Source organism: Micromonospora sp. NPDC005174, from assembly GCF_040608495.1.
Lineage (GTDB): Bacteria > Actinomycetota > Actinomycetes > Mycobacteriales > Micromonosporaceae > Micromonospora.
Genome location: NZ_JBEXIJ010000032.1, coordinates 23,203 through 46,797 on the forward strand (window position 1 = coordinate 23,203; position 23,595 = coordinate 46,797).

At 72.9% G+C, this 23,595-nt stretch carries 20 protein-coding genes; 13 read left to right on the forward strand and 7 right to left on the reverse strand.

The window, feature by feature from the left end; genetic code table 11:
• Positions 1–137: 137 nt before the first annotated feature.
• Both ABZU91_RS26960 and upp read right to left on the reverse strand, forming a co-directional pair.
• Entirely contained in the window at positions 138–815 is a 678-nt protein-coding gene (locus ABZU91_RS26960; RefSeq protein ID WP_355246056.1) for a GPP34 family phosphoprotein, read from the reverse strand.
• A 74-nt stretch (positions 816–889) separates the two neighbouring features.
• Positions 890–1,522 (reverse strand): uracil phosphoribosyltransferase, encoded by a 633-nt coding sequence (upp, locus tag ABZU91_RS26965; protein WP_355246059.1) that lies wholly within the window; start codon positions 1,520–1,522, stop codon positions 890–892.
• Between the two features lie 124 nt (positions 1,523–1,646).
• On the opposite strand from upp, the gene deoC reads away from it, so the two are divergent.
• The 10 genes from deoC (at position 1,647) to ABZU91_RS27015 (ending at position 13,328) form a co-directional block, all read left to right on the forward strand.
• A complete protein-coding gene (gene deoC, locus ABZU91_RS26970; RefSeq protein ID WP_355246062.1) occupies positions 1,647–2,675 on the forward strand; it encodes a deoxyribose-phosphate aldolase in 1,029 nt (342 codons plus the stop codon).
• Positions 2,676–2,681: 6 nt separating this feature from the next.
• Positions 2,682–4,112, forward strand: a complete 1,431-nt coding sequence (locus ABZU91_RS26975; protein WP_355246065.1) for an aldehyde dehydrogenase family protein — start codon at positions 2,682–2,684, stop codon at positions 4,110–4,112.
• Complete coding sequence (locus tag ABZU91_RS26980) at positions 4,105–4,929, forward strand: aldehyde dehydrogenase family protein (protein ID WP_355246067.1); 825 nt, start codon at positions 4,105–4,107, stop codon at positions 4,927–4,929. Before ABZU91_RS26975 ends, ABZU91_RS26980 begins: the two co-directional genes overlap by 8 nt.
• Positions 4,930–5,318: 389 nt before the next feature.
• Entirely contained in the window at positions 5,319–5,768 is a 450-nt protein-coding gene (locus ABZU91_RS26985) for a BlaI/MecI/CopY family transcriptional regulator (protein WP_355246070.1), read from the forward strand.
• Between the two features lie 7 nt (positions 5,769–5,775).
• Entirely contained in the window at positions 5,776–6,681 is a 906-nt protein-coding gene (locus ABZU91_RS26990) for a M56 family metallopeptidase (protein WP_355246072.1), read from the forward strand.
• A gap of 161 nt (positions 6,682–6,842) precedes the next feature.
• Positions 6,843–8,096 (forward strand): cytochrome ubiquinol oxidase subunit I, encoded by a 1,254-nt coding sequence (locus ABZU91_RS26995; protein WP_355246075.1) that lies wholly within the window; start codon positions 6,843–6,845, stop codon positions 8,094–8,096.
• A 12-nt stretch (positions 8,097–8,108) separates the two neighbouring features.
• Complete coding sequence (locus tag ABZU91_RS27000) at positions 8,109–9,116, forward strand: cytochrome d ubiquinol oxidase subunit II (protein WP_355246078.1); 1,008 nt, start codon at positions 8,109–8,111, stop codon at positions 9,114–9,116.
• Positions 9,113–10,789: a thiol reductant ABC exporter subunit CydD gene (cydD, locus tag ABZU91_RS27005; protein WP_355246086.1), complete on the forward strand. Its 1,677-nt coding sequence runs from the start codon at positions 9,113–9,115 to the stop codon at positions 10,787–10,789. Before ABZU91_RS27000 ends, cydD begins: the two co-directional genes overlap by 4 nt.
• Positions 10,786–12,585: a thiol reductant ABC exporter subunit CydC gene (cydC, locus tag ABZU91_RS27010; protein ID WP_355246088.1), complete on the forward strand. Its 1,800-nt coding sequence runs from the start codon at positions 10,786–10,788 to the stop codon at positions 12,583–12,585. The genes cydD and cydC overlap by 4 nt, the downstream gene beginning before the upstream one ends.
• Before the next feature lie 68 nt (positions 12,586–12,653).
• Positions 12,654–13,328, forward strand: coding sequence for a permease prefix domain 1-containing protein (locus tag ABZU91_RS27015; protein WP_355246091.1), 675 nt, complete (start codon positions 12,654–12,656; stop codon positions 13,326–13,328).
• Between the two features lie 12 nt (positions 13,329–13,340).
• Here ABZU91_RS27015 and ABZU91_RS27020 read toward each other — a convergent pair whose 3' ends face one another.
• On the reverse strand, positions 13,341–13,682 hold the full coding sequence (locus ABZU91_RS27020) for a helix-turn-helix transcriptional regulator (RefSeq protein ID WP_355246094.1): 342 nt from the start codon (positions 13,680–13,682) through the stop codon (positions 13,341–13,343).
• A 159-nt stretch (positions 13,683–13,841) separates the two neighbouring features.
• Between ABZU91_RS27020 and ABZU91_RS27025 the strand changes: the two genes are divergently transcribed.
• Together ABZU91_RS27025 and ABZU91_RS27030 are read left to right on the forward strand one after the other, a co-directional pair.
• On the forward strand, positions 13,842–14,822 hold the full coding sequence (locus ABZU91_RS27025; RefSeq protein WP_355246097.1) for a DNA primase: 981 nt from the start codon (positions 13,842–13,844) through the stop codon (positions 14,820–14,822).
• A 39-nt stretch (positions 14,823–14,861) separates the two neighbouring features.
• Positions 14,862–17,261: a transposase gene (locus ABZU91_RS27030; RefSeq protein WP_355246193.1), complete on the forward strand. Its 2,400-nt coding sequence runs from the start codon at positions 14,862–14,864 to the stop codon at positions 17,259–17,261.
• A gap of 405 nt (positions 17,262–17,666) precedes the next feature.
• On the opposite strand, the gene ABZU91_RS27035 is transcribed toward ABZU91_RS27030, so the two are convergent.
• From ABZU91_RS27035 to ABZU91_RS27050, 4 genes are all read right to left on the reverse strand, one after another.
• Complete coding sequence (locus ABZU91_RS27035) at positions 17,667–18,260, reverse strand: ATP/GTP-binding protein (RefSeq protein ID WP_007455465.1); 594 nt, start codon at positions 18,258–18,260, stop codon at positions 17,667–17,669.
• Between the two features lies 1 nt (position 18,261).
• On the reverse strand, positions 18,262–18,636 hold the full coding sequence (locus ABZU91_RS27040) for a DUF742 domain-containing protein (RefSeq protein WP_124820399.1): 375 nt from the start codon (positions 18,634–18,636) through the stop codon (positions 18,262–18,264).
• Positions 18,637–18,734: 98 nt separating this feature from the next.
• Positions 18,735–19,139, reverse strand: a complete 405-nt coding sequence (locus ABZU91_RS27045) for a roadblock/LC7 domain-containing protein (protein ID WP_030329023.1) — start codon at positions 19,137–19,139, stop codon at positions 18,735–18,737.
• Positions 19,136–22,750, reverse strand: coding sequence for a nitrate- and nitrite sensing domain-containing protein (locus ABZU91_RS27050; RefSeq protein WP_355246101.1), 3,615 nt, complete (start codon positions 22,748–22,750; stop codon positions 19,136–19,138). The genes ABZU91_RS27045 and ABZU91_RS27050 overlap by 4 nt, the downstream gene beginning before the upstream one ends.
• 502 nt (positions 22,751–23,252) lie before the next feature.
• Between ABZU91_RS27050 and ABZU91_RS27055 the strand changes: the two genes are divergently transcribed.
• Positions 23,253–23,591 (forward strand): hypothetical protein, encoded by a 339-nt coding sequence (locus tag ABZU91_RS27055; RefSeq protein WP_355246104.1) that lies wholly within the window; start codon positions 23,253–23,255, stop codon positions 23,589–23,591.
• Positions 23,592–23,595: the final 4 nt, after the last annotated feature.

Below are 23,595 nucleotides of genomic sequence, written 5' to 3' on the forward strand. Positions count from 1 at the left end.
ACCCGCCCCGCCCCCGCCCCCACCCACCCGTCGCGGGTCCTTTGCTCTGCTTCAGCGGAGGCGACACTTGGCGGCTGCTTCTGTTGCGCGGGTTGAAGCAGAGCAAAGGACCCGTCAGGGGGGCTGGCCCCCGACGGTCAGGCGCGCTTGCCGAGCGCCGCGTCGACCGCTGCGGCCAGCGTGGCGACGACCAGGCCGACCGACGGGCGGACGACCGAGTCGTCGGTGCTCACTTGCCCGGAGAAGCCCGCGCCGGTGGCGATCTCCTCCAGCCGCTGGCGGGCGGTGGCGGCCTCGTCGCCGCTCACGCCCAGCGCGGACTCCATCCGCAGCACCACGACCAGGGTGGCGAGGGCGGCGGTCCGCTCGTCCGGGGCCGCCGCGCCGGCCAGCGCGTCGGCCAGCCGCTGGCGGGTGTCCGCCTCGACGGAGCTGTCCACCACCGGATAGCGGTGCACGTGGATGAAGCCCAGTTCGGTCTCGTCGACGTCGCGGACGACTCCCTGGGTGCACAGCTCACCGAGGATCTTGTCGCGCAGACCGTGCCGCAGGCGCTGCACCCACGACGCCGGGGTGTGCGGGGTGTCGGCCGCGATCCGGGCGAGCACCTCGTCGGTGATCGGCTCGCCGGTGGGCGTCGGATCGACCACGGCCAGCGACCCGTCGGCGTACGCGATCCGGCCAGCCAGAGCCAGCTCGACCAGCACCGCGGCAGCCATGCCAAGGTCCAGGCTGATCCGCGGCATGGTCGCCTTGCCGGTCGAGTCGTCGTAGGCGAGGAGCAGCAGCTCCTCGGCGAGCGCAACACCAGTCATGGCCCGAGACGGTAGCGGGTCCACGCACCACCGCGCGCGGACCCGCCGTCACCCGGCACCGACCGGGTGGAGGATCAGAACCGGGGCATGCCGCCGAACTGGCGGTCACCGGCGTCCCCGAGCCCGGGAACGATGAACATGCGGTCGTTGAGGCCCTCGTCGATCGAGGCCGTGACCAGGCGCAACGGCAGGCCGGAGCGTTCCAGCCGCTCGATGCCGACCGGCGCGGCGAGCACGCACAGCACGGTGATGTCGGTGCAGCCCCGGTCGGCCAGCAGCCGACACGAGTGCTCCAACGAGCCACCGGTGGCGAGCATCGGGTCGAGGACCAGCACCGGCAGGCCGGCGAGCTCCCGGGGCAGCGACTCCATGTAGGCGCGCGGCTCGTAGGTCTCCTCGTCGCGGGCCAGGCCGACGAAGCCCATCGAGGACTCGGGCAGGAGGCCCAGCGCGGCGTCCGCCATGCCCAGGCCGGCCCGCAGCACCGGCACCAGCAGCGGCGGGTTCGCCAGCCGGGTGCCCTCGGTGCCGGTGACCGGCGTCTGCACCGGGTACCGCTCGACGGGGAAGGTGCGCGCCGCCTCGTACACCAGCATGGTGGTCAGTTCGTGCAGCGCCGCCCGAAACGTCGAGGAATCGGTGCGCGCGTCCCGCATGGCGGTCAGCCGGGACTGGGCCAGCGGGTGGTCAATGACGTGTACGTCCACGATCGCTCAACCTACCGGGCCGTCCCGCGTACCGGTGGGGGTGCGTGCGGACCGGCGACGTCGCTCACGCAACCGCCCGCCGTGACCAAGATCACTCAGCGGTTCCGTGCGTAGACTTCTCGGCATGACGGCGACAACGACGTCGGCCCGGTCGGACCTCTCCGAGCTGGGACGATCCGAGACCGCTCTGCGGACCTTCCTGCACGGCCTACCCGGCGTGGACCAGGTCGGCGCGGAGCAGCGGGCGGCACAGCTCGGCACCCGATCCATCAAGACCACCGCCAAGGCGCAGGCGATCGATCTGGCGATCCGCATGGTCGACCTGACCACCCTCGAGGGCGCGGACACCCCCGGCAAGGTGCGCGCGCTGGCCGCGAAGGCGCTGCGCCCGGACCCGGCCGACCTGTCGTGCCCGCACGTCGGAGCGGTCTGCGTCTACCCGGCGATGGTTCCGTACGTCGCCGAGGTGCTGCGCGGGAGCGGTGCCGGGTCCGGGCGGCCATCCGGCGGACCGGGACATGCGGGCGGCGCCGCGCCGGCCGGACTTGGCATTGTCCACCTGGCGAGCGTGGCGACGGCGTTCCCGTCGGGTCAGGCGCCGTTGGAGATCAAGCTCGCCGACGTCCGGGCCGCCGTCGAGGCCGGCGCCGACGAGATCGACATGGTGATCAACCGGGGCGCCTTCCTGGCCGGGCGTTACCAGGAGGTCTACGACGAGATCGTGGCCACCAAGGAGGCTTCCGGGGACGCCCACCTCAAGGTGATCCTGGAGACCGGCGAGCTGGCCACCTACGACAACGTGCGCCGGGCCTCCTGGCTGGCCATGCTGGCCGGCGGCGACTTCATCAAGACCTCCACCGGCAAGGTCCCGGTCGCGGCGACGCTGCCGGTGACCCTGGTCATGCTGGAGGCTGTCCGCGACTTCCGCGAGGCGACCGGACGGCAGGTGGGCGTGAAGCCCGCCGGCGGCATCAAGACCACCAAGGACGCGATCAAGTACCTGGTGATGGTCAACGAGACCGTGGGCCCGGACTGGCTCGACCCGGACTGGTTCCGCTTTGGCGCGTCCAGCCTGCTCAACGACCTGCTCATGCAGCGCACCAAGCTGACGACCGGCATTTACTCCGGTCCCGACTACTTCACCCTGGACTGATAGCCGATGTTCGAATACGCCCCCGCCCCCGAGTCCCGCTCGGTGGTGGACCTCAAGCCCTCGTACGGGCTGTTCATCGACGGCGCGTTCGTCGACCCGACCGACGGCGGCAGCTTCAAGTCGATCAACCCCGCCTCCGAGGAGGTGCTGGCCGAGGTCGCCGAGGCCGGCGCCCAGGACGTGGAGCGCGCGGTCCGCGCCGCCCGCAAGGCGTACGACAAGGTCTGGGGTCCGATGCCCGGCCGCGACCGGGCGAAGTACCTGTACCGGATCGCCCGGCTCATCCAGGAGCGCTCCCGCGAGCTGGCCGTGCTGGAGTCGCTGGACAACGGCAAGCCGATCAAGGAGTCGCGCGACGTCGACCTGCCGCTGGTCGCCGCGCACTTCTTCTACTACGCGGGCTGGGCCGACAAGCTCGGTCACGCCGGCTTCGGGCCGAACCCGCAGCCGATCGGAGTGGCCGCGCAGGTCATCCCGTGGAATTTCCCGCTGCTGATGCTGGCCTGGAAGATCGCCCCGGCGCTCGCGGCGGGCAACACCGTGGTGCTCAAGCCCGCCGAGACCACCCCGCTGACCGCCCTGCTGTTCGCCGAGATCTGCCAGCAGGCCGACCTGCCGGCCGGTGTGGTCAACATCCTCACCGGCGCCGGTGACACCGGCCGCGCGCTGGTCGAGCACGCTGACGTGGACAAGGTCGCCTTCACGGGTTCGACCGAGGTGGGCCGGGCCATCGCCCGGTCCGTCGCCGGCACCCGCAAGAAGCTCACCCTGGAACTGGGCGGCAAGGCCGCCAACATCGTCTTCGACGACGCGCCCATCGACCAGGCCGTCGAGGGCATCGTCAACGGCATCTTCTTCAACCAGGGGCACGTCTGCTGCGCCGGCTCCCGCCTGCTCGTGCAGGAGAACGTGGCCGACCGCGTGCTGGAGTCGCTCAAGCGGCGGATGGCCCAGCTCCGCATCGGCGACCCGCTGGACAAGAACACCGACGTCGGCGCCATCAACTCGGCCGCCCAGCTGGAGCGCATCCGCGAGCTGTCCGACGCCGGCTCGGCCGAGGGCGCCGAGCGCTGGTCGGTCCCGTGCGAGCTGCCCGACCGGGGCTTCTGGTTCGCGCCCACCATCTTCACCGGCGTCACCCAGGCACACCGCATCGCCCGCGAGGAGATCTTCGGGCCGGTGCTGTCGGTGCTCACCTTCCGCACACCGGCCGAGGCCGTGGAGAAGGCCAACAACACGCCGTACGGGCTGTCGGCCGGCATCTGGACCGACAAGGGTTCCCGCATCCTGTGGATGGCCGACCGGCTGCGCGCTGGCGTGGTCTGGGCCAACACGTTCAACAAGTTCGACCCCACCTCGCCGTTCGGCGGCTACAAGGAGTCGGGCTACGGTCGCGAGGGCGGCCGGCACGGGCTGGAGGGGTACCTCAATGTCTGAGCGGGTCACGGTACGCAAGACGTACAAGCTCTTTATCGGCGGGAAGTTCCCGCGCAGCGAGTCGGGACGGTCGTATCTCGTGCAGTCCTCGAATGTGTCACTGGCCTCCCGCAAGGACGCCCGGGACGCGGTGGTCGCCGCCCGCGCCGCCGTGAAGGGCTGGGCCGGCGCGACCGCGTACAACCGGGGTCAGATCCTCTACCGGGCCGCCGAGATGCTGGAGGGCCGCCGCGAGCAGTTCGTCGCCCTGGGCATCGGAGGCGACGAGGTGGACGCGGCGGTGGACCGCTGGGTCTGGTACGCCGGCTGGGCCGACAAGCTCGCCCAGGTGTACGGGGGCGCCAACCCGGTCGCCGGCCCGTACTTCAACATCTCCGCCCCGGAGCCGACCGGCGTGGTCGCGGTGGTCGCCCCGGAGCGCCCGGCGCTGCTGGGCCTGGTCAGCGTGATCGCCCCGGCGATCGTCACCGGCAACACGGTGGTGGTTGCCGCCTCGCCGTCGGAACCGTTGGCGGCGGTGACACTGGCCGAGGTGCTGGCGACGTCCGACCTGCCCGGCGGTGTGGTAAACGTCCTCACCGGCGCGATCACCGAGACCGCACCGACGTTGGCGTCGCACCTGGACGTCAACGCGATCGACCTGACCGGCGTGACCGATGCCTCGCTCGCCACCGAGCTGGAGGTCAAGGCGGCTGAGAACCTCAAGCGGGTGCTCCGGCCCGCCGCGGGTGAGACGGACTGGACCGCCGACCCGGGCGTGACCCGCATGACCGCGCTGCTGGAGACGAAGACGGTGTGGCACCCCAAGGGGGTGTGATTCTTCCCCGGCCTTGGGGGTTTTCCGGGGGAGCCCGCCCACTCCGGGCGGTCAGGCTTGATCCCTGCGTGGGCGGGCTCCCCCGGAAAACCTGACGTGGGCCGGGTCCGTCGGGTGGGTCAGCTTGCGGGTCCCGCCTCGGGTCGGGTTACCGGGCAGCGGGGGCTCTTCCGGGTGGGCTGCGATCCGGCTCCTGGGTCTCTCGCTCTCCGCCTCGCGCCCAATCCCCCAAGATCGCGCAGTTTCCTGGATGTAGTGGTCTCGTGGCGGACGGAGACCACTACATCCTTGTTGTTGTGGGGATCTTGCGCGGGCGGGCGGGGCTGCGGTCAGGGTGGCGGACCGGACGCGAGGATCGAGAGGTCTACTACCGGGGGTAGGATTGGGTTGTGACTCGGTTGGGCGATCTTGAGCGTGCGGTGATGGACGTGCTGTGGGACGTGGTCCCGGGCACGTCGGACGGTGTGACCGTGCGCGAGGTGGCCGACGCGCTCGACGGTCGCGAGCTGGCGTACACGACGGTGATGACCGTTCTCGACCGACTCGCCGGCAAGGGCATGGTGCAGCGGGAGCGGGAGGGCCGCGCCTGGCGCTACCGGCCGGCGGCCAGCCGCGAGGCGCACATCGCCCAGCTCATGCTCGACGCCCTCGACCTGGGCGGCAGTCGGGACGCGGCGCTGGTGCGCTTCGCCCGCTCGGTGACCGGTACCGAGGCCGAGGTGCTGCGGGCCGCCCTGGGCAGCGAGGCCGGGCTCACCGGCCCCTCCAGCGGTGGCCTGACCGACCGCGTGGACGGGCCGACGGGCCGACGGGCTGCCGACGAGACAGTGGAGCGGTAGGCGCGCCATGGCGTACGCCGTCCACTTCGCCGCCACCATGCTGGCCTGCTATCTGACTGCCCAGGTGCTGGCCCGCTCCACCTGGACGTGGCGCAGCCCCCGGGTGGCGATCGTCTGCTGGCAGGCGGTCGGGCTGGCGTTGGGCCTGTCCGCGATGGGCCTGCCGATGGCGCTCGGGCTGAGCGCGTACGACCTGCCGACCGGAAGCGCGCTGCTCGCCCTGGCCTCGGATCTCGCGCACGGCACCCTGCCCATCGGGGAGACCGCCTTCCACCTGGCCGGTGTCGGAGTGGGCTTCGGTATCGGAGCGGTGCTCGGCACCACGACCGTCCGCAGCATCCACGGCACCATCCGCGCCCAGCGCCGGCACCGGGACCTGCTGACCCTGGTGGCCCGGGACGACCCGGCCGCGCCGGGGGCGCTCGTCCTGGACCATCCGAGCGCCGCCGCGTACTGCCTGCCCGGGGTGAAGCCGCAGGTGGTGGTCAGCGCGGGCACGCTGAGTCTGCTGGATCGGGCCGAACTGGCGGCCGTTCTCTCGCACGAGCGCGCCCACGCCCACGAGCGGCACGATCTCGTGCTGCTGCCGTTCACCGCCCTCTGCCGGGCGCTGCCCTGGTTCGGCTGGGTCCGCGACGCGCACGAGCGGGTCGCCCTGCTGGTCGAGATGCGTGCCGACGACAAGGCGTGCGAGCTGCACGCCGGGGCGCCGTTGGCGGGCGCGCTGCGCCGGTTCGCCGCCGCCGGGCACCGGGTCACACCGGCGGGCGCACTGGGTCTGGGCGACCGCGATCTCGACGTACGCGTACAGCGACTGCTGGTCGCCGACCGGCCTCCCCGCGCCCTCGGCGCCATGGCCCTCGCGGTCGCCGCCACCCTGGTCGCCCTCCCGGTCACCCTCTTCCTGAGCTGATTCCCCCGCGCGCCTCGGCGCGCGCGGGTCACGCCCGAAGCCCCCTTCTACTACGCCCCGTCGTAAGATTTACTACGACGGGGCGTAGTAGTATAACATGTAGCCAGACTACGTGTAGGGTTGCTACGACAAGGGAGCCAACAGCTACGAAAGAGCCGGCCATGGACACGCTGCTCCTCGCTCGCCTCCAGTTCGCCACCACGACGTCGATCCACTTCCTGTTCGTGGTCGTCACGCTCGGGCTCGTCACCCTGCTGGTCGGCATGCAGACCGCCTGGGTGCTCACCGGAAATCCGAAGTGGGAGCGGCTGACCCGGTTCTGGGGCCAGCTCTACGTGATCAACTACGTGCTCGGCATCGCCACCGGCATCGTGATGGAGTTCCAGTTCGGGCTGAACTGGAGTGGCCTGTCGCGCTACGTCGGCAACGTCTTCGGCGCACCGCTGGCGATCGAGACGCTCGTGGCGTTCTTCCTGGAGTCCACGTTCCTCGGCATGTGGATCTTCGGCTGGCACCGCCTCGGCAAGGGCGTCCACCTGGCGCTGCTCTGGGGCGTGGCGCTCACCGCGTACGCCTCGGCGTTCTGGATCATGGTGGCCAACTCCTGGTTGCAACACCCGGTCGGGTACGAGGTCCGCGACGGCATCGCCCACCTCACCGACTTCGGCGCTCTGCTCACCAACCCCAGTCTCGGCATGGCGTTCGGGCATGTGGTCTCCGCGGCGCTCCTGGTCGGCGGGATGCTGATGGCAGCGGTCAGCGCGTGGCACCTGATCCGGCGTACGCCCGACTTCGCGCTCTTTCGCACCTCGCTGCGGATCGGCCTGGTCACCGCCGCGCTGGCGATCAGCCTGGTGCAGGGCTTCGGCTTCGCCCAGTTCGGGCCGGTCGGGGCGGTACAACCGACCAAGTTCGGCGGGGACAGTCCCGAGGCGCAGGCGCTGATCGGCGAGTGGACGACGCGGTTCGGCCCCGGCGACTACACCCCGCCGGTACTGGCCAGCGTCGGGCTCGGCTTCATGATCCTGATCGGCTTCACGCTCGGCTGCGTCTGGTTCCTGCTGCCCCTGCTCTTTCGCGACTGGATCATCCGGCTGCGCTTCCCGCTCTGGCTGATCCTGCTCGGCGCGCCGCTGCCGTTCGTCGCGGTGATCCTCGGCTGGATCGCCCGGGAGGTCGGCCGCCAGCCCTGGGTGGCGTACGGGCTGCTCCCCACCGAGCAGGCTGTCTCCGGAGTCGGCGCGCCAGTGATGCTCACCTCGCTGATCGGCTTCAGCCTGCTGCTGGGCACCCTCGCCGTCACCAACTGGGTGCTGCTCGCCCGGCACGCGGGCCGCGGGGCCGTCGACCCGGCCCTCGGCCGCCCGCCGGCACCACCCACCGAACCGGCCCAGCCGGAACCCGTGCTCGCCTGAGGAGACTCACCCGTGGACCTCGCCTGGTACGCCCTGCTCGGCCTCTTCTTCGCCTGCTACCTGGTGCTCGCCGGCTACGACTACGGCGTCGGGTTGCTGCTCGCCCGGGGCAGCGCCCCGGCCGGGCGGCGGGCCGCGCTCACCGCCCTCGGCCCGTTCTTCCTCGGCAACGAGGTCTGGCTGGTCGCCGCCGTGGGCATCCTGTTCGGCGCGTTCCCGGTGCTGGAGGGTGAACTGCTCGCCGGCTGCTACCCGGCGGTCGCCGGCGCGCTGGTCGGCGTCATCCTGGTCACCGCCGGCGTGCAACTGCGCAGCCGGCCGAGCGACGAACGGGTCCGCGCCCGCTGGGACCGGGTCATCGTCGTCGGCAGCGCGCTCGCCGCGCTGGGCTGGGGCGTGGTGCTCGCCGCGCTGTTGCAGGGCGTACCCCGTCAGGCCGACGGGCACGTCGCGGGGATCTCGCACCTGGCCACCCCGTTCGCCGCGGCCGCCGGGCTGGCCATGCTCGCCCTGGTCGCGGTGCACGGTGCGGCCTTCCTCACGCTGCGACTGCCCACCGATGCCGCCGCCGTGGCCGGCCGCACGGCCCGCCGGCTGGTGCCGGTGGCCCTCTGCGCGGTCGCCCTGGCCACCGTCGCGGGCCTGCTCTCCTCCCGGGTACGCGACGCCGTCCAGCGACCGGCGGTGGCCGTACTCCTGCCGGTGTTGCTGGTGGCGGCGCTGCTGACGGCCCGCGCGGCGCTGGCGCGGCGGCGGCCGGGGTGGGCGCTGATCGCCACCGGCGCGGCCCTCGCGCTGCCGGTGGCGCTGGTCGGCGCGGCCCTGTGGCCCTACGTGCTGGTCTCCACGGCCGACCCGGAGGCTTCGCTGAGGGTGGCCGACGCCGCCGCCAGCGCGCCGACGCTGCGGCTGCTCGGCTGGGTGGCGCTGCCGCTGCTGCCGGCCCTACTAGGCTTCCAGGCGATGTGCTGGTGGGTTTTCCGGGGACGGACCGACGGCAGGGCACCGGTGTACTGGTGAACCGCCGTCCCTTCGACCCGCGTCTCCTGCGTCGGGTCCCCGCGGCCCGGCGCGATCTCGCCGTGCTCGCGATCCTCGGCGTGCTCGCCGCCGCGTTGATCGTCGCGCAGGCCACGGCGTTGGCGACGGTGCTCGCGAGCGCCTTCGACGGGCGCCTGAACCGCCCGGCGTTGGCGGGTCTCGTGCTCGCGGTCGCCGCCCGGTCGGCGCTGGTCTGGGCGCAGGGCACGGTGTCCGCGCGGGTCGCCGCCACGGTCAAGGCCACCTTGCGGGCCGACCTGCTCGGGGCGGTGGGCCGGCACGGGCCGGGCTGGGTGGCGGGCCAGCGGGCCGGCGAGTTGGCCACCCTGGCCGGCCGTGGGCTGGACGCGTTGGACGCGTACTTCACCGGCTACCTGCCGCAGTTGGTGCTCAGCGTGACGGTGCCGGTGGCGGTGCTGGCGCGGATCGTCCTCGCCGACTGGAGTTCGGCGTTGATCATCGCGTTGACGCTGCCGCTGATCCCGGTCTTCGGCGCGCTGCTGGGCTGGCAGGCGCAGGCCGCGACCGAACGGCAGTGGCGGCGGCTCTCCCTGCTGGGCGGACACTTCCTGGACATGGTCGCCGGGCTGCCGACCCTGCGGGCGTTCGGGCGGGCCCGGGCACAGACCGAGGTGGTGCGCCGGATGGCCGACGGGCACCGGGCCGCCACCATGAAGACGTTGCGGATCGCGTTCCTCTCCGCGCTGGTGCTGGAGCTGGTCGCCACCCTCTCGGTGGCGCTGGTCGCGGTGCCGGTCGGCATCCGGCTGCTCGGCGGCGGGCTGGCGCTGCACACCGCGCTGCTGGTGCTGCTGCTCACGCCGGAGGCGTACCTGCCGCTGCGGGCCGCCGGCAGCCGCTTCCACGCCAGCATGGAGGGGCTGACGGCGCTGGACGAGGCGCTCACCGTCTCGGCCGCGCCCGGCAACCCCCGCTCCGCCGAGGGCGCGGCCGTCCCCGACGGGCGCGGTGAGATCCACCTCGAGGCGGTGACCGTGGCGTACGAGCGGACCACCGCGCTGCGCGACGTGACACTGACCATTCGACCCGGCGAGCGGATCGCCGTGATCGGGCCCAGCGGCGCCGGCAAGAGCACCCTGCTCGGTCTGCTGCTCGGCTTCGTGACGCCGACCGCCGGCCGGGTCATCGTCGACGGGGTCGACCTCGCCACCGTCGACCTGGACGCCTGGCGTCGACACGTCGCCTGGGTGCCGCAGCGCGCCCACCTGTTCGCCGCCACGCTGACCGACAACATCCGCCTCGGCGCACCGGACACCCCGCCCCAGGCGGTCGCCACCGCCGTGCGCGACGCGGCCCTGGACGACGTGGTCGCCGGCCTGCCCGCCGGGTTGGACACGCTGCTCGGCGAGCGCGGTCACGGCCTCTCCAGCGGCCAGCGGCAGCGGGTGGCGCTGGCCCGGGCGTTCCTGCGGGACGCGCCGGTGGTGCTGCTCGACGAGCCCACCGCGCGGCTGGACACGGCCAGTGAGGCCGTGGTGCTCGACGCCACCCGCCGGCTGGTCGGGGGACGCACCGCGCTGCTGGTCGCGCACCGGCCGGCGCTGCTGGCCGACGCCGACCGCATCCTGCGGGTCGAGGACGGCAGGGTCACCGAGCTGACGCCCGTACCGACCGGGGAGGCGACCCGATGAGCAGCACGCCGGAGCCGGTGACCGTCGGGCCGGACGCCGACGCGCCCTCAGCCGGGCGGATCGCCGCCGAACGTGCCGTGCTGCGGCTGGCCCGCCCGTACCTGGGTCGCCTGGCCGGCGCCGGGCTGCTCGCCGCCGCCACCGAGTTCGCCGGGCTCGCCCTGATGGCCACCGCGACGTGGTTGCTGATGAGCGCCGCCGGTCAGCCGCCCCTGGACCGGCTCACCGTGGCGATCGTCGCCGTCCGGGCCCTCGCCATCAGCCGGGGTGTCTTCCGCTACAGCGAACGGCTCGCCGGACACGACGCCGTCCTTCGCATGATCACCGACGTACGCGCCCGGGTCTTCGGCACCCTCGCGGCCCGTCGACACGCCCCACACCGCTCGGGGGACGTCCTGAGCCGGCTGGTCTCCGACGTCGAGGCGGTCCAGGACCTGCTGCTGCGGGTCCTGGTACCGGGCGCGGCGGCGGCCCTGGTCGGTGTGCTGGCGGTGATCGGGGCGACGCTGATCTCACCGCCGGCCGCTTGTGTGCTCGCCGTCGGGCTGGTCGTCGCCGGTGTGGCGCTGCCGGCGCTGGCCACCGTGGTCACCCGGCGCAGCGCGGCCGAGGTGGCGCCACTGCGCGGCGCGTTGGCCACCGACGCCGTCGACCTCACCCACGGCGCCGCCGACCTGGCGGCGTTCGGGGCGACCGACGCCGCACTGCGGGCCGCCGTGCAGCGGGCCGACCGGTTGGCGCGCCTGGAGCGCCGATTGGCGGCCACGGGCTTCGCGGTGGACGCGGTCGGGGTGTTGGTCGCCGGCCTGACCGCCGCCGCCGTGGTGCTGGTCGCGCTGGCCGCCGACGTACGGGGCGTCCTCGTCGGGGTGCTGGCCGTCGGCACCCTGGCCGCCGTGGAAGTGGCGCTGGCCCTGGTCTCGGCCGCCCGGCAGTGGACCCAGCTGCGGCCCGGCCTGACCCGGGTCGCCGCCCTCCTCGACGCCGACACGCCCACGGTCACGTCCGCTCCGCCGGTGACCGACCCGGCCGGCCCGCACGACCTGCGTTTCGTCGAGGTGAGCGTGCGGTACCGGGCCGGTGCCGCGCCGGCGCTGGACCGGATGGACCTGGACCTGCCCGCGGGCCGCCGCATCGCCGTCGTCGGCCCGAGCGGTGCCGGCAAGAGCACCCTGGCGGCGGTGCTCACCGGGGCGGTCCAGCCCACCACCGGCCACGTCACCCTTGCCGGCCACGACCTGTCCGCGTACGGCGAGGAGACGCTGCCCTCCGTCGTCGGTGGGCTGCTCGCCGAGGCGTACGTCTTCCACGCCACCGTGCGGGAGAACCTGCTGCTCGGACGGGCCGGCGCGAGCGAGGACGAGCTGACCGGGGCGGTGGCGGCCGCCGGCCTGTTGGACTGGGTACGCGCCCAGCCGGCCGGTTGGGACACGCTGGTCGGCGAGGAGGGTGGGCAGCTCTCCGGTGGCCAGCGGCAGCGGCTCGCGCTCGCCCGGGCACTGCTCGCCGCACCGCCGGTGCTCGTGCTCGACGAGCCCACCGAAGGGCTGGACCCGGCCGCCGCCGACGCGGTACTCGCCTCCGCTCTCGCCGCCACCCCCGTCGGGCACACGGTCCTGCTGATCAGTCACCGGCTCAGTGGGCTGGCCGACCTCGACGAGATCGTCGTCCTCGACGGTGGTCGGGTGATCCAGCGCGGCCGGCACGCCGAGTTGGTCGCCGTCCCCGGCTGGTACCGGGACCAGTGGCTTCTCCAGGCGGCCGCCGAGCGGGGGTACCTGGCGCTGGCCCCCTGAGGCGTTTCGGGGACGGACCAGGGTTCTCCCCGACGTGGGTGCCGTTGCGCCCGTGGCAGGGTGGTGCCATGCGGCACGCGGAGGACCTCCTGGTCGACGAGCACCTGCGGGAGCTGGAGTCTCGGTTGCAGGGTCCGGCACGGCTGAAGTCCGACCTGTTGACCGAGGCGCGCCACGACCTGCTGGACGCCGTCGACGCGTACCGCGAGAGTGGTCTGCCGCCCACCGAGGCGCAGCGCCGGGCGGTGGCCGAGTTCGGCTCAGCGGCGCAGGTGTTGCCCTCCTGGCAGGCGGAGCTGGCGGTGGCCGCCCTGCGCGGCCTCTCCCTGCGGATGCTGGCCGTGGCCGGGGTCCTGGTGGCGGCCGGCGACCTCACCTGGCGCGGGTCGAGCTGGAGCGCCGGCCCACAACCGCCCGCGGCCTACCGGCTGCTGTCCGCCACTGTCGACTGGATCTGGGCCGGCGGGCTGCTGCTCGCGGTGACCGGCCTGCTGGTGATCTGGGCGGGCGCGCGGTCGCCGCGACCCCACCTGGCGGTGGCGCAGCGAGCGGTGGGCATCGGTCTGACCGGCGCGCTGGCCCTCGGCATGGCGGCCGGTGGCGCCCTCTTCGTGTGGTCGATCGACATGTGGGACGCGGCGCTGACCTGGCCGCCGATGATCGTCGGCATGGTGGTGGTGAGTGCGGCGAACTTCTCGCTGACGCGCGCGGCGCGCGGCTGGGTTCGGGCCACCGCGCGCTGACCCGATCGCCGCTCAGGCGGGGGTGACGGGCGGGCTGCCGGGGTCGAGGAACCGACCGACCGTCACCCGGAACTCCTGCCATCCGGCCCGCTCCGCGGCCAGTGCGCGGCGGCCGGGATCGGTGAGCTGGTACGTCCGCCGCTCGCGACCGTTGACGGTGCTCCAGGTGCTCGCCACGTGCCCGGCGCGCTCCAGCCGGCGCAGCGCCGGATAGATCGTGCCGGTGGGTAGGTCGAGACTGCCGTCACTGCGTGTCCGCAGGGATTCGATGATGGCGTAGCCGTGCAGCGCGCCCTGTTCGAGGACGGCGAGCAGAAGGGCGTCGAGGTGACCGTGCAGCGACTGGGCCTTCATGTGTAGCTACGCTACTTGTCAGGGGGCCGGTCCGCCACCATCGCACACCCGCAGGTACGAGAGGTTCCTCCGCCGGCCACCGGGGTGCGGGCTCCGGGCTTCCCGGGTCGCCGACTAGGGTATGTGCCCAGAGTCACTCGCCGGTCCAGACCCCGGTGGGTGGGCAACCCGAAGCACACGGAGGTCAGCGTGGCCCGCCAGTCGCCCCAACGGCCCGACGCCGACGAGCCCGAGCTCGACGACACCACCGGCCCGGCCGAGCCAGACGAGGCCGACGAGGCCGACGAGGCCGACGACACCCCCCGCGCGGCGATCGACCGGTCGCTCTGGGAAGAGCTGCGGATCGACCCGGTGGAGATCGCCCTACCGGCGGGCACAGGCTTCACGCTGCGGGCGTACCGGCCGGCCGGATCGCTGACCCCGACCGACGTGACCGAGCGCGACCAGGACGACCCGTTCCTCGCCCGTCGGCAGGTCATCGAGGAGGAGGACGACGAGACCGTTGTCATCCTCGACGAGGAGCTGGCCGAGGAGTTCGCCGACAGCGACGAGGAAGAGCCGTCGCGCCGGCGCCGCGACGCCGATGCAGACGCGACCGACGCCGACGCCGACGCGACCGACGAGGACGAGGACGCCACCGACGAGGCGGACGACGAGGAGGTGCCGGTCTTCCTCAGCCACCGGGGCAAGCTGCTGCTGTTCAAGACCCCCGAGTCGCTGGTCACTTTCGTCCGTTCCGGCGCGCCCAACGATCTCTCCCAACTGGACAGCTGGAATGAATTGTCCGAACGGGTGGAGCCGGCCGACATCGTGCCGCTCGACGAGGACACGTACGAGCTGGACCTCGTCGTGGAGAACCTGCGGGGCGGCCACGACACCTGGGATTCGACCCTGCTGATCGAGGCCGGCGAGGTCGCCCGCGACGTGTCGTACGCGTTGCGCCTGCCTGCGGTCCTGGACATGCTCTCCGCCGGCTCCAGCCTCGACAACCTCGACGAGGCGCTGCGCGCCACGGTCAACGGTGGCATCGGCGCTTTCATGGGTCGGCGACGCCTGAAGAAGATCGGGGCACAAACCGCGAGTTTGGGTTGGCGCACCATTGTCGGCAAGATCTCTGCGGTGGTGGACTGGCGCGACTGACCCGTACCGGGGAGCATCAGTTGCTGGCAGTAGGAAGACCTGTCCCGGGAGGAGGACGACGCCGTGGCGCTCGTGCGCGTGTACTGCGGTCTGGCCTCGGCGGATCCGGCTGACCGATCGGCCTCGGCCGGTTCGACGCTGACGTCCGCTGTGGTCGACGACGCAGGCCGTCTGCTGCATGTCTGCGAGATCGGCGACGACGCGGCTGGCTACGCCCAGCTCGTCGCGCTGCTCGTGGAGCGGTCGGGCGGGCCGAGCGGTGCGGCCATCGCCGCCGACAGCGACGACCACACGGTCACCTCGCTGTTGAGCGCGGCGGGTCGACCCCTCGCAATCGCCGACGACGACTCGGTGGACGACTTCGCCGAGCGCTTCGCCGACGACGACTCGCTGGAGGAGATGCAGTCACCCCCGGCCGAGCGCAGGGCCGTCGGTCTGGCCCGCGCGTTGCAGGCCGGTGCTCTCTCCGCCGTCACGCTGCCGGCGCCCCGGGACCTCGCCGGCTACAAGCAGGTCCTCGCCGCCCACGCCGCCCTGGCCAGCGGGCGGCACTCCGCCGCCGTGGCGCTGCGCGAGGTGCTGCGGGAGCTCTACCCGGCGGCGCTGCGCGCATACCCGGACCCGGCCGAGCCGGTGTCGCTGGCTGTCCTGGACGCGCTGCCCGAGCCGGGCATGCTCGGTGGCACCATCGCCCGTGGCCGCGAGGTGTCCGTCGCCGCGGACGCCATCGCCGCGCACCTGGCGGCGGACGGTGTCGCCGACGCCGAAGAGATCAACGAAGCGGTCACCGCGCTGCGGGTCGCCATCTCGGAGACGCCCCGTCGCGCCGCCGTCAACCGGGCGCTCACCTCCGCCGTGGCCGAGACGGTCCGGCAGGCCGTCGCCTCCGTACGAGCCTGCGACGCCGGCTGCGAGGCGCTGGTCAGCGCGCTCGGCGCGCGCGTCAGCACCCCTGCCCCGGCCCCCGGCCGCCGGGCCGCCGCCCGTCGCGGCGAAGCGGTCGGCGAGCTGACCGGCCTCGCCGGCACCGCCGCCGGCCTGCGCTCCGTCCGACCGGCCCCGGCCGCCGCCGAGCCCACGCCCGTCCCTGGTCGGCGCAGCCGGCCGGAGCCGGCACCAGGCAGCGCCCCCCTGGCGTCGCCTCGACCGCTCGGGCCGCCACCGGTAGCCCCCGCTCCGATCACCCCGCCACCGGTCGCGCCCGCGCCTGTCGCACCGGCCGCGATGGCCGGTCCGCTGGTGTCCGCGCCGCCCGGACGTGGCGAACCGCTGCCGAGCCGGATCGACGGCCCGACCAACCGGCCGGTCTCGTCGCCGCCACCCCCGCCCCCGGGCATCACCCCGATCGCGCCGGCACAGCGCGGCGCGGTGCCGCCGGCCGAGGCGGGCGAGCCGTTCCGGCCGACGCTGACCACCGCCGCCATCAACAGCGCTCGGGCCGAGCGGCAGCGTACGGTCATCCCGCCCCGCCCGAAGACCAACGGCGAGCGGCAGAGCCACCCGCAGCGGCCGTCGGTCGAGGATCCGCCCACCGGCGGCTTCAGCGTCACCGACCTCAGCATCCCGGTGCCCGCTCCCCGGCCGGAGCAGGAGTCCGCGCCGCCGGGCTCCCGGGCGAACTGGCCCCTGGTCAACAACCCGGAGGACCCGGCCGACAGCTCGCCGAACAACCCGGTCGCCTACCCGTACGGCGGCAACCGCGGCGTCGAGGCTCCGACCGAACCGGGCCGGGCCGACGGGCGGGTCACGCCGCCCTGGCTGGCCGACGACCTGCCCCAGGAGCCCCCCATGCTGCGGCTGGTCGAGCCGCCGCCGCTGGCGGACCGGGCGCTGCGGGAAGGTCTCAACCCGCCCTCGGCGGAGTCCCGTCTGGACACTCCCCCACTGCGGCTGGTCGACCGCGAGCAGGCTGCCCGCAACGGCCGTCCCGCGCCCCGCGTCGAGCGGGCCGTCGAGCACCGGCCGTCGCCCCCGGTCGAGCACCGGCCGCCGCCGGTCGCCGACGAGGGAGACGGTGATCTGCTGATCTTCGCGCAGGCCAAGTCCGCCTGGTTCGTGGGTCACAGCGAGGAAGAGTCCGATCTGGACTGGTCGACCACGGCCGACACCGGTTGGCAGGCCGCCGAGCAGGCAGCCCGCCCCGCGGTCGGCGCCGAGACCAACGCCGGTCTGCCGAAGCGCGTCCCGCAGGCCAACCTGGTCCCGGGTTCCCCCCTGCGCGAGGAGCGTCCGCTGCGGATAGTGCGTGACGCGGCGAGCCTCGCGGAGAACACCACGGGCTACTTCCGTGGCTGGCGGCGGGGCCAGGAGATCGGCGGGTTCGCGGTGGGCGGCCGTCCGGGCCGCGAGGCCGCTGGCGGGTGGGACTTCAGCCGCGACCACGGCGACCGCGACGACGACCGCGAATACGAGTACCGATCCGCCGGTTACCAGTCCTGACCGTCACCCGCATCTGAGTCGTTTTCGCGCCCTCCGTCTGGCAGACGGAGGGCGCGAAACGTTTGCGAACGTTCCCGGACCCACCGAACGCGCTGCCCGCGACCAGCAGACAGGACGCTGGTCGACGCTGAGCGAGACGCGGGCCGCGAGGGCTGGGGTGATTGCGGGCCAGCGGGGACGGGACCGCTCCTGGGGCGCCTCAGCGGGCGGACGGGGGTATGCAAGCGGCCCTTTGCTCTGCTTCAACCCAGGAAACACCCGCCGTCCGATAGTCGGACACACGGCGTTTCCTCCGCTGAAGCAGAGCAAAGGGCGCGAGGCAGCAGGTGGCCCCGCCGCCGCTGCCTGGAAAGCACTCGACGCCCGGTGGCGGCCAAGGCCACCACCGGGCGCGGAAGCTCCCGGTCAGGCCGGGGCGACGGCGCGCGTACGGCGCATGGTGAGCACGTACTCGACCAGCGAGATCAGCACGTGCTTCGTCGACTCCCGGTTACGGGCGTCGCAGGCCACCACCGGCACGTCGCTCGAGATCGCCAAGGCGTCCCGGACGTCCTGCGGGTCGTGGTACTGCATCCCGTCGAAGCAGTTGATGGCCACCAGGTACGGCAGCCGTCGGTGCTCGAAGAAGTCGATCGCCGCGAAGCAGTCGGCCAGCCGGCGAGTGTCCACCAGCACGACCGCACCGATCGCACCCCGCACCAGTTCGTCCCACATGAACCAGAATCGGGTCTGACCCGGCGTACCGAACAGGTACAGGATCAGATCACGGTCGATCGAGATCCGGCCGAAGTCCATGGCCACCGTGGTCGTCGTCTTGCCCGGCACCTGCCGGGTGTCGTCGACGCCCACGCCGGCCGAGGTCATGATGGCCTCGGTGGTCAGCGGCGTGATCTCCGAGACCGAGCCGACCAGCGTCGTCTTACCGACGCCGAATCCACCGGCGATAACGATCTTCGCCGACGTCACGCGCCCACTCGGGTTCGGTGGGCGGTGCGACATGTCAGAGCCTGCGAAGTCCACTCAGCACCCTCTCCAGCAGTTCAGTGCCCACCGCGTCATCGGAGTCGTCCAGGATGGTCGGCTCGTGGACCGCGACCAGGCCGTCCGTCGCCATGTCGGCGATGAGCACCCGGGCCACACCGAGCGGCAGCTGCATCCGCGCCGCAATCTCGGCGAGCGATTGCACGCGTCCGTCACACAGCGCGGCGATGTACTGGTGTTCACGGCCACCACCGTTGCCATTGGCAGCGGTGCGGCCGCGCACCGTCGTCTCGACGAGCGCCTCCAGCGCGATGTCGAGCCGGGGACGGGTTCGACCACGGGTCACGGCGTATGGACGGACCAACGCTCCGGTCGGTTCGTCACGATCGGCCATGTCGCCGCTCACCTCCTTCGCACCCCGTACCGGCTCCCACCGGTGGAACTCGTCGTTCTTGTCGTTTCAGTTGCGCCGACCGCACGATCGGCGAGGCGTCAGCCCAGCATGCCCGCGGCCGCACGCGGCTGCGGGGTCAGGGCGTCGCCCACCCGGTCGACCAGTAGTGCCATCTCGTAGCCGACCTGCCCGACGTCGGAGCTGCGGGCCGCCAGCACGGCGAAGGACGAGCCGTCCGAGATGGACATCAGGAACAGGAAGCCATTGTCCATCTCCACGACGGTCTGCAGCACCGCGCCTCCCTCGAAGCAGCGGGCCGCACCCTGGGTCAGGCTGACCAGACCGGACGAGATCGCGGCGAGCTGGTCTGCCCTGTCCCGCGGCAGGTCCCGTGACGACGCGAGGAGCAGGCCGTCCGCCGAGACGGCGACCGCGTGTGCGACACCCGGCACCCGGTCGGCGAAGTTGGCCAGCAGCCAACCAAGATCCTGCGTAGTTGTCATCCTTCTTGCTCCTTCTGCCCGCTCCCGGCCGCTGGGCCTGAGCCAGACTGCGAGGATTGCTGCCCTCCCGGAGTCTCCTCCGGGCTGGTCGGGTTGTCCGAGGTGCTACGCCCTCGCTGCACGCCCCGGTGGTAGGCGGAGAGCAGGCCACGGACCGCCTCCGGGGAACGTCGCTGGACCGAGGTGGCGGGCTTCTCCACCGCGCCCGGCACCAGCTGCGCCATCGGCTTGCGCTTGGGCAGGCCGGTCGTGGTGGTCTCGTTCACCGGCGCCGCGGTGGCCGCGGCCGAGGCCGCACGCCACCCGTCGTCGGCGGCGGTCTGCCAGCCGTTGCTCTGCGATTGGGGCCGGCGGTTCGGCAGGCCCTCGGCGGGGCCGGGGCGTGGGCCCCCGTTGGCTGTCGACCCGTTGTCCCGCGGCGCTCCTCCGGCCGTCGGAGTGTCTGCCATCGGTGTGTTACCTGTCGTCCCGGGTGGTGTCTTGTGGGCTGCCCGACCGCTGGCATCGACCGCGGCGAACTGCTGGGTCGCGTCCCCGCCGTTGGCCGCCGGCGCGGCAGCGGTCACGGTCTCCTCCGACCCCGGACGACGGGTACGGAACCAGGCGGACTCGAGCTCCCGGAAGATCGGCAGCTCCATGGTCTCGTCCGCGTACCGCTGGCGGTTCTGGGCCTGCGGCTGCTGCGGCGCGGGACGGGCCGGCGCTGCCTGGGCCTGCGGGGCCGACGGCGCCTGAGGCTGCGGCGCGGGGGCCGGTGGCTGGACCGCGGTGGTCGGCTGTTCGCCGGGTCGCGGCACCCGGGGCAGTTCCGTCGTCATGTCCAGTGCGGCGGCGAGCCGCTCGGGAACAGGCGGAGTCTGCGCGTCCCGCTCGCCACCGGGGACCGGCGGCCAGGCCGGCGGCGCCGGAGCGCCGGGTGCCGGAGCGGGCGGGGCGGATCGGGGGGTGAAGCCGCTGAACGACTGGCTGGAGGCCGGCGGCGCCGAGTACGGCTGACCGGACGCCGGGGAGGCCGAGACGGGCGCCGCGGACACCGGCGGACCGGCGTACGGCTGACCGGAGTACGGCTGGCCGGAGTACGGAGCGGCGGACACCGGCGGGTTGCCGTACGGCGCACCCGAGTACGGCTGACCGGAGTACGGCTGGCCGGACGCCGGCGAGGCGGAGACCGGCGCGCCGGAGTAGGGCTGGGCGGAGACCGGCGGTGCGGAGTACGGGTGCGCCTCCGGGCTGCTGGGAAGCTGCCGCGGGATGTTCGGCTGCTGGCCGCCGTTCGGCTCGTCACCGGCCCGGCGCTGCGGCAGCGGGTCGATGGTCTGCCCGTTGGCGCTCCGGGGGGTGAACCCGTCGCCGCCGTTGACGCCGTTCGTCGCGCTCGCACCGGTCAGGTCCGACCAGGCGGGCATCGACCGGTACGCGCCCGTGTTGGCGGGCGTACCGGCACCGTTGCGCGACGCCGGATCGAACGGCCTACCACCGAGGGTGACCTGGTTGCCGGACTCGCCGGGGCGTGACCCGTTGCCCAGCGCGGGCAGCGCGCCGAGGACCGGCGACGGCCCAGCGGACTGCGGACCGCCGGCGGCGGGAAGGGCCGGCGGCTGCTGCACCCGGCCGGAGAGCGCCCGCGGCACCAGCACCGAGGTCGGCAGGGTGACGTCGGCGACCGTGCCACGGTCGGCGCCGGGGCGCAGCTCGACACGAACGCCGTGCCGCGACGCCAGGCGGGCGACCACGACCAGGCCCATCATCCGGGAGACCGCCACGTCCACCTGCGGTGGCGTCGCGAGCTTGTCGTTGAGCTCGTGCAGCTGCTCGCGGCTGATGCCGATGCCGCGGTCCTCCACGTAGAGCGAGGCGCGGTCACCGACCCGGCGGGCCTCGACCATGACCTGCGAGTCCGGCGGGGAGAACGCGGTGGCGTTGTCGAACAGCTCGGCGACGAGGTGCACCAGGTCGTTGACCGCGTGCGCGGCGACCTCGATGTCCCGGTCGATGACACCGAACTCGATGCGGGTGTAGTGCTCGACCTCGGACTGCGCCGCGCGCAGCACGTCGATGAGCGCCGCCGGCTCGCGCTGCACGCGGGTGGAGTCGGCACCCGCGAGAACGAGCAGGTTCTCGTCGTTGCGGCGCATCCGGGTGGCCAGGTGGTCGAGCTGGAACAGCTCGGCCAGCCGGTCCGGGTCCTCCTCGCCGCGCTCCAGCCGGTCGAGGTGCCCGATGAGGCGGTCGACCAGGATCTGCGAACGACGGGCCAGGTTGACGAACATGGTCGCGACGGAGGCACGCAGGGCCGCCTGCTCGGCGGCCGTGCGGACGGCCTCCAGGTGGACGGCGTTGAACGCCTCGGTCACCTGACCGAACTCGTCCTTGCTGCGGACCGGCAGCGGCTCGGCGATCTGGTTGGCCAACTGCACCGGGGAGAGCTGCCCGACGACCTGCGGGTCACGCAGTCGGGCCACCGCCTGCGGCAGGCCGTACTGGGCGACGGAGAGCGCGCCCTGACGCAGCTCACGCAGCGAGCGAGCCATCGAGCGGGCGACCAGGTAGGCGAAGAGGATGGCCAGCAGCAGCATGCTGAGCAGCAGGCCGGTCTCCAGGAACACCTGACGCTGGACGTCCGAACGCAGGTTGTCGGCCTCGGCCACCACGTCGCCGTCAAGCTTGGTCTCCACGGCGCGGATCAGCTTGGCGTTGGCCGTCATGGCCGCGTCCCACTGGTCCGGGCCGAACGGAGCGCCGCGCATGTCGCCGGTGGTGTTGCCGTCGATCCAGCCGGTGTAGTTCTGCGCCTCACGGCGGTCACCACCGGCGACCGTCTGGTCGTGGAACTTCGCCTCGTCCGGGCTGGCGACCGCCTTGAAGCTCTGCAGCGCCTGCTGCTGGCCCGTGCCGCTGGCGATGTAGTCGGTGCGCAGCGCCGGAGTCAGCCGCTGCCCACCCTGCACCCCGAGGGCCCGGTGGACGACGACCCGGCGGACGGCGAGGAACTCCTTCTCGCGCGCCACGGCCGCGGCGGCCCGCATCCGGTCGCTCAGGTCGCTGTTGCCGGCGAGCTGGGTGGCCGAGTCACGGATGGCGAGCAGGTCGTTGATGAGACCCTCGTACGCCTGGACGGCCTCGGCGAGCTTGAGCTTGCCGTTGAACACCTGACTGCGGACGCCCGGCAGGTCCTTGAGGTTCTGGTCGATGCCGTTGAGCAGGCCTTCGAGGCTGCCCGGCAGGTCCTCGACGTCGCCCCGCTGCTGCCGGTACGGACCCGTCGCCTGGTCGACCCGGGAGTTCACCCGGTTGTAGGCCTCCTGGTACTGCGCCTTCGGCTGGGTACCCGTCGCCTGGAGCAGCAGCACGGCGGTGGTCCGCTCGTCCTGCAGGGTGTCGATCAGGTCACCCGAATAGCTCGACAGGTTGGCCAGGTCGCCGGCCCGGTTGGCATTGTTGAGCGTGTCCAGGTGGTCGACGAGACCACTGGTGCCCACAACGACCGTGGCGATGGTCGGCACGATCATGATGAGACCGAGCTTGGACCAGATCGGCATGTCCCGGAGTCGACTGGCCGGCCGGCGCAGTCGCGACAGGAAGGAGCCCGCCGTCTTTGGCCGTTTGCTCACGTCACCGCCCTCGCGATTACAGCTTGAACGCGTTGCCCCGGGCAACGCCCAGCGACCGACCCGGCGGGTCGGACCCCCGAGATTCCATCACGACGCCCGGCAAGAAGAAAGCCCAGGTTGTCACCGGCTCAAGGTGTGATGAGATGTTGATGCGATTTGATAGCAGTCCGTCTGGCCGGAGTAACTGAAGGTAATGGAAAATCCCCACCGCGTCGTCCTGCTCGCCGGCCCCTCAGGCTCCGGAAAGTCGTACATTGCGCAGCAAACCGGCCTGCCGGTGCTGTGCCTGGACGACTTCTACAAAGACGGCGATGACCCTACGTTGCCGCGACGAAACGGCCAGGTCGATTGGGAATCTCCGCAGTCCTGGGACGCCTCGACCGCCGTCGAAACGATTGCGCGACTTGCCCGCGAGGGCCGTGCCGATGTGCCGGTTTATGCGATCGGCGCGGATCGACGGGTAGCCACCCGGCCATTTGACGTCGACGGATCGCCACTTTTCGTGGCCGAAGGGATTTTCGCCGCCGAGATCGTCCAGGAGTGTCGCCGTCGAGGGCTGCTCGCCGGGGCGTACGCGCTGCGTCGTCCACGGGGGGCGACGTTCCTGCGCCGGCTGGCCCGTGACCTGGCCGAGCAGCGCAAGGCGCCCCGGGTGCTGGTCCGGCGCGGGGTGGCGCTGCTGCGGGCGGAGCCCGCGGTGCTGCGCCGCCAGACGGGTCTGGGCGCCGAGGCGGCCCGGGCCCGGGAGGTGCTGCGCCGGGTGGCCGGCCTGCTCGCCGGCCACCACTCCCACGCCAGGGAAGGCCACTCCCACGGCCGGACCGGCCACCCGCACGGCTGATCGG

Coding starts and splice junctions, on each gene's coding strand:
- ABZU91_RS26960 (WP_355246056.1), bottom strand. CDS start 815: ATGACTGGTGTTGCGCTCGCCGAGGAGCTGCTGCTCCTCGCCTACGAC.
- deoC (WP_355246062.1), top strand. CDS start 1,647: ATGACGGCGACAACGACGTCGGCCCGGTCGGACCTCTCCGAGCTGGGA.
- ABZU91_RS26975 (WP_355246065.1), top strand. CDS start 2,682: ATGTTCGAATACGCCCCCGCCCCCGAGTCCCGCTCGGTGGTGGACCTC.
- ABZU91_RS26980 (WP_355246067.1), top strand. CDS start 4,105: ATGTCTGAGCGGGTCACGGTACGCAAGACGTACAAGCTCTTTATCGGC.
- ABZU91_RS26990 (WP_355246072.1), top strand. CDS start 5,776: ATGGCGTACGCCGTCCACTTCGCCGCCACCATGCTGGCCTGCTATCTG.
- ABZU91_RS26995 (WP_355246075.1), top strand. CDS start 6,843: ATGGACACGCTGCTCCTCGCTCGCCTCCAGTTCGCCACCACGACGTCG.
- cydC (WP_355246088.1), top strand. CDS start 10,786: ATGAGCAGCACGCCGGAGCCGGTGACCGTCGGGCCGGACGCCGACGCG.
- ABZU91_RS27015 (WP_355246091.1), top strand. CDS start 12,654: ATGCGGCACGCGGAGGACCTCCTGGTCGACGAGCACCTGCGGGAGCTG.
- ABZU91_RS27020 (WP_355246094.1), bottom strand. CDS start 13,682: ATGAAGGCCCAGTCGCTGCACGGTCACCTCGACGCCCTTCTGCTCGCC.
- ABZU91_RS27035 (WP_007455465.1), bottom strand. CDS start 18,260: ATGTCGCACCGCCCACCGAACCCGAGTGGGCGCGTGACGTCGGCGAAG.
- ABZU91_RS27040 (WP_124820399.1), bottom strand. CDS start 18,636: ATGGCCGATCGTGACGAACCGACCGGAGCGTTGGTCCGTCCATACGCC.
- ABZU91_RS27045 (WP_030329023.1), bottom strand. CDS start 19,139: ATGACAACTACGCAGGATCTTGGTTGGCTGCTGGCCAACTTCGCCGAC.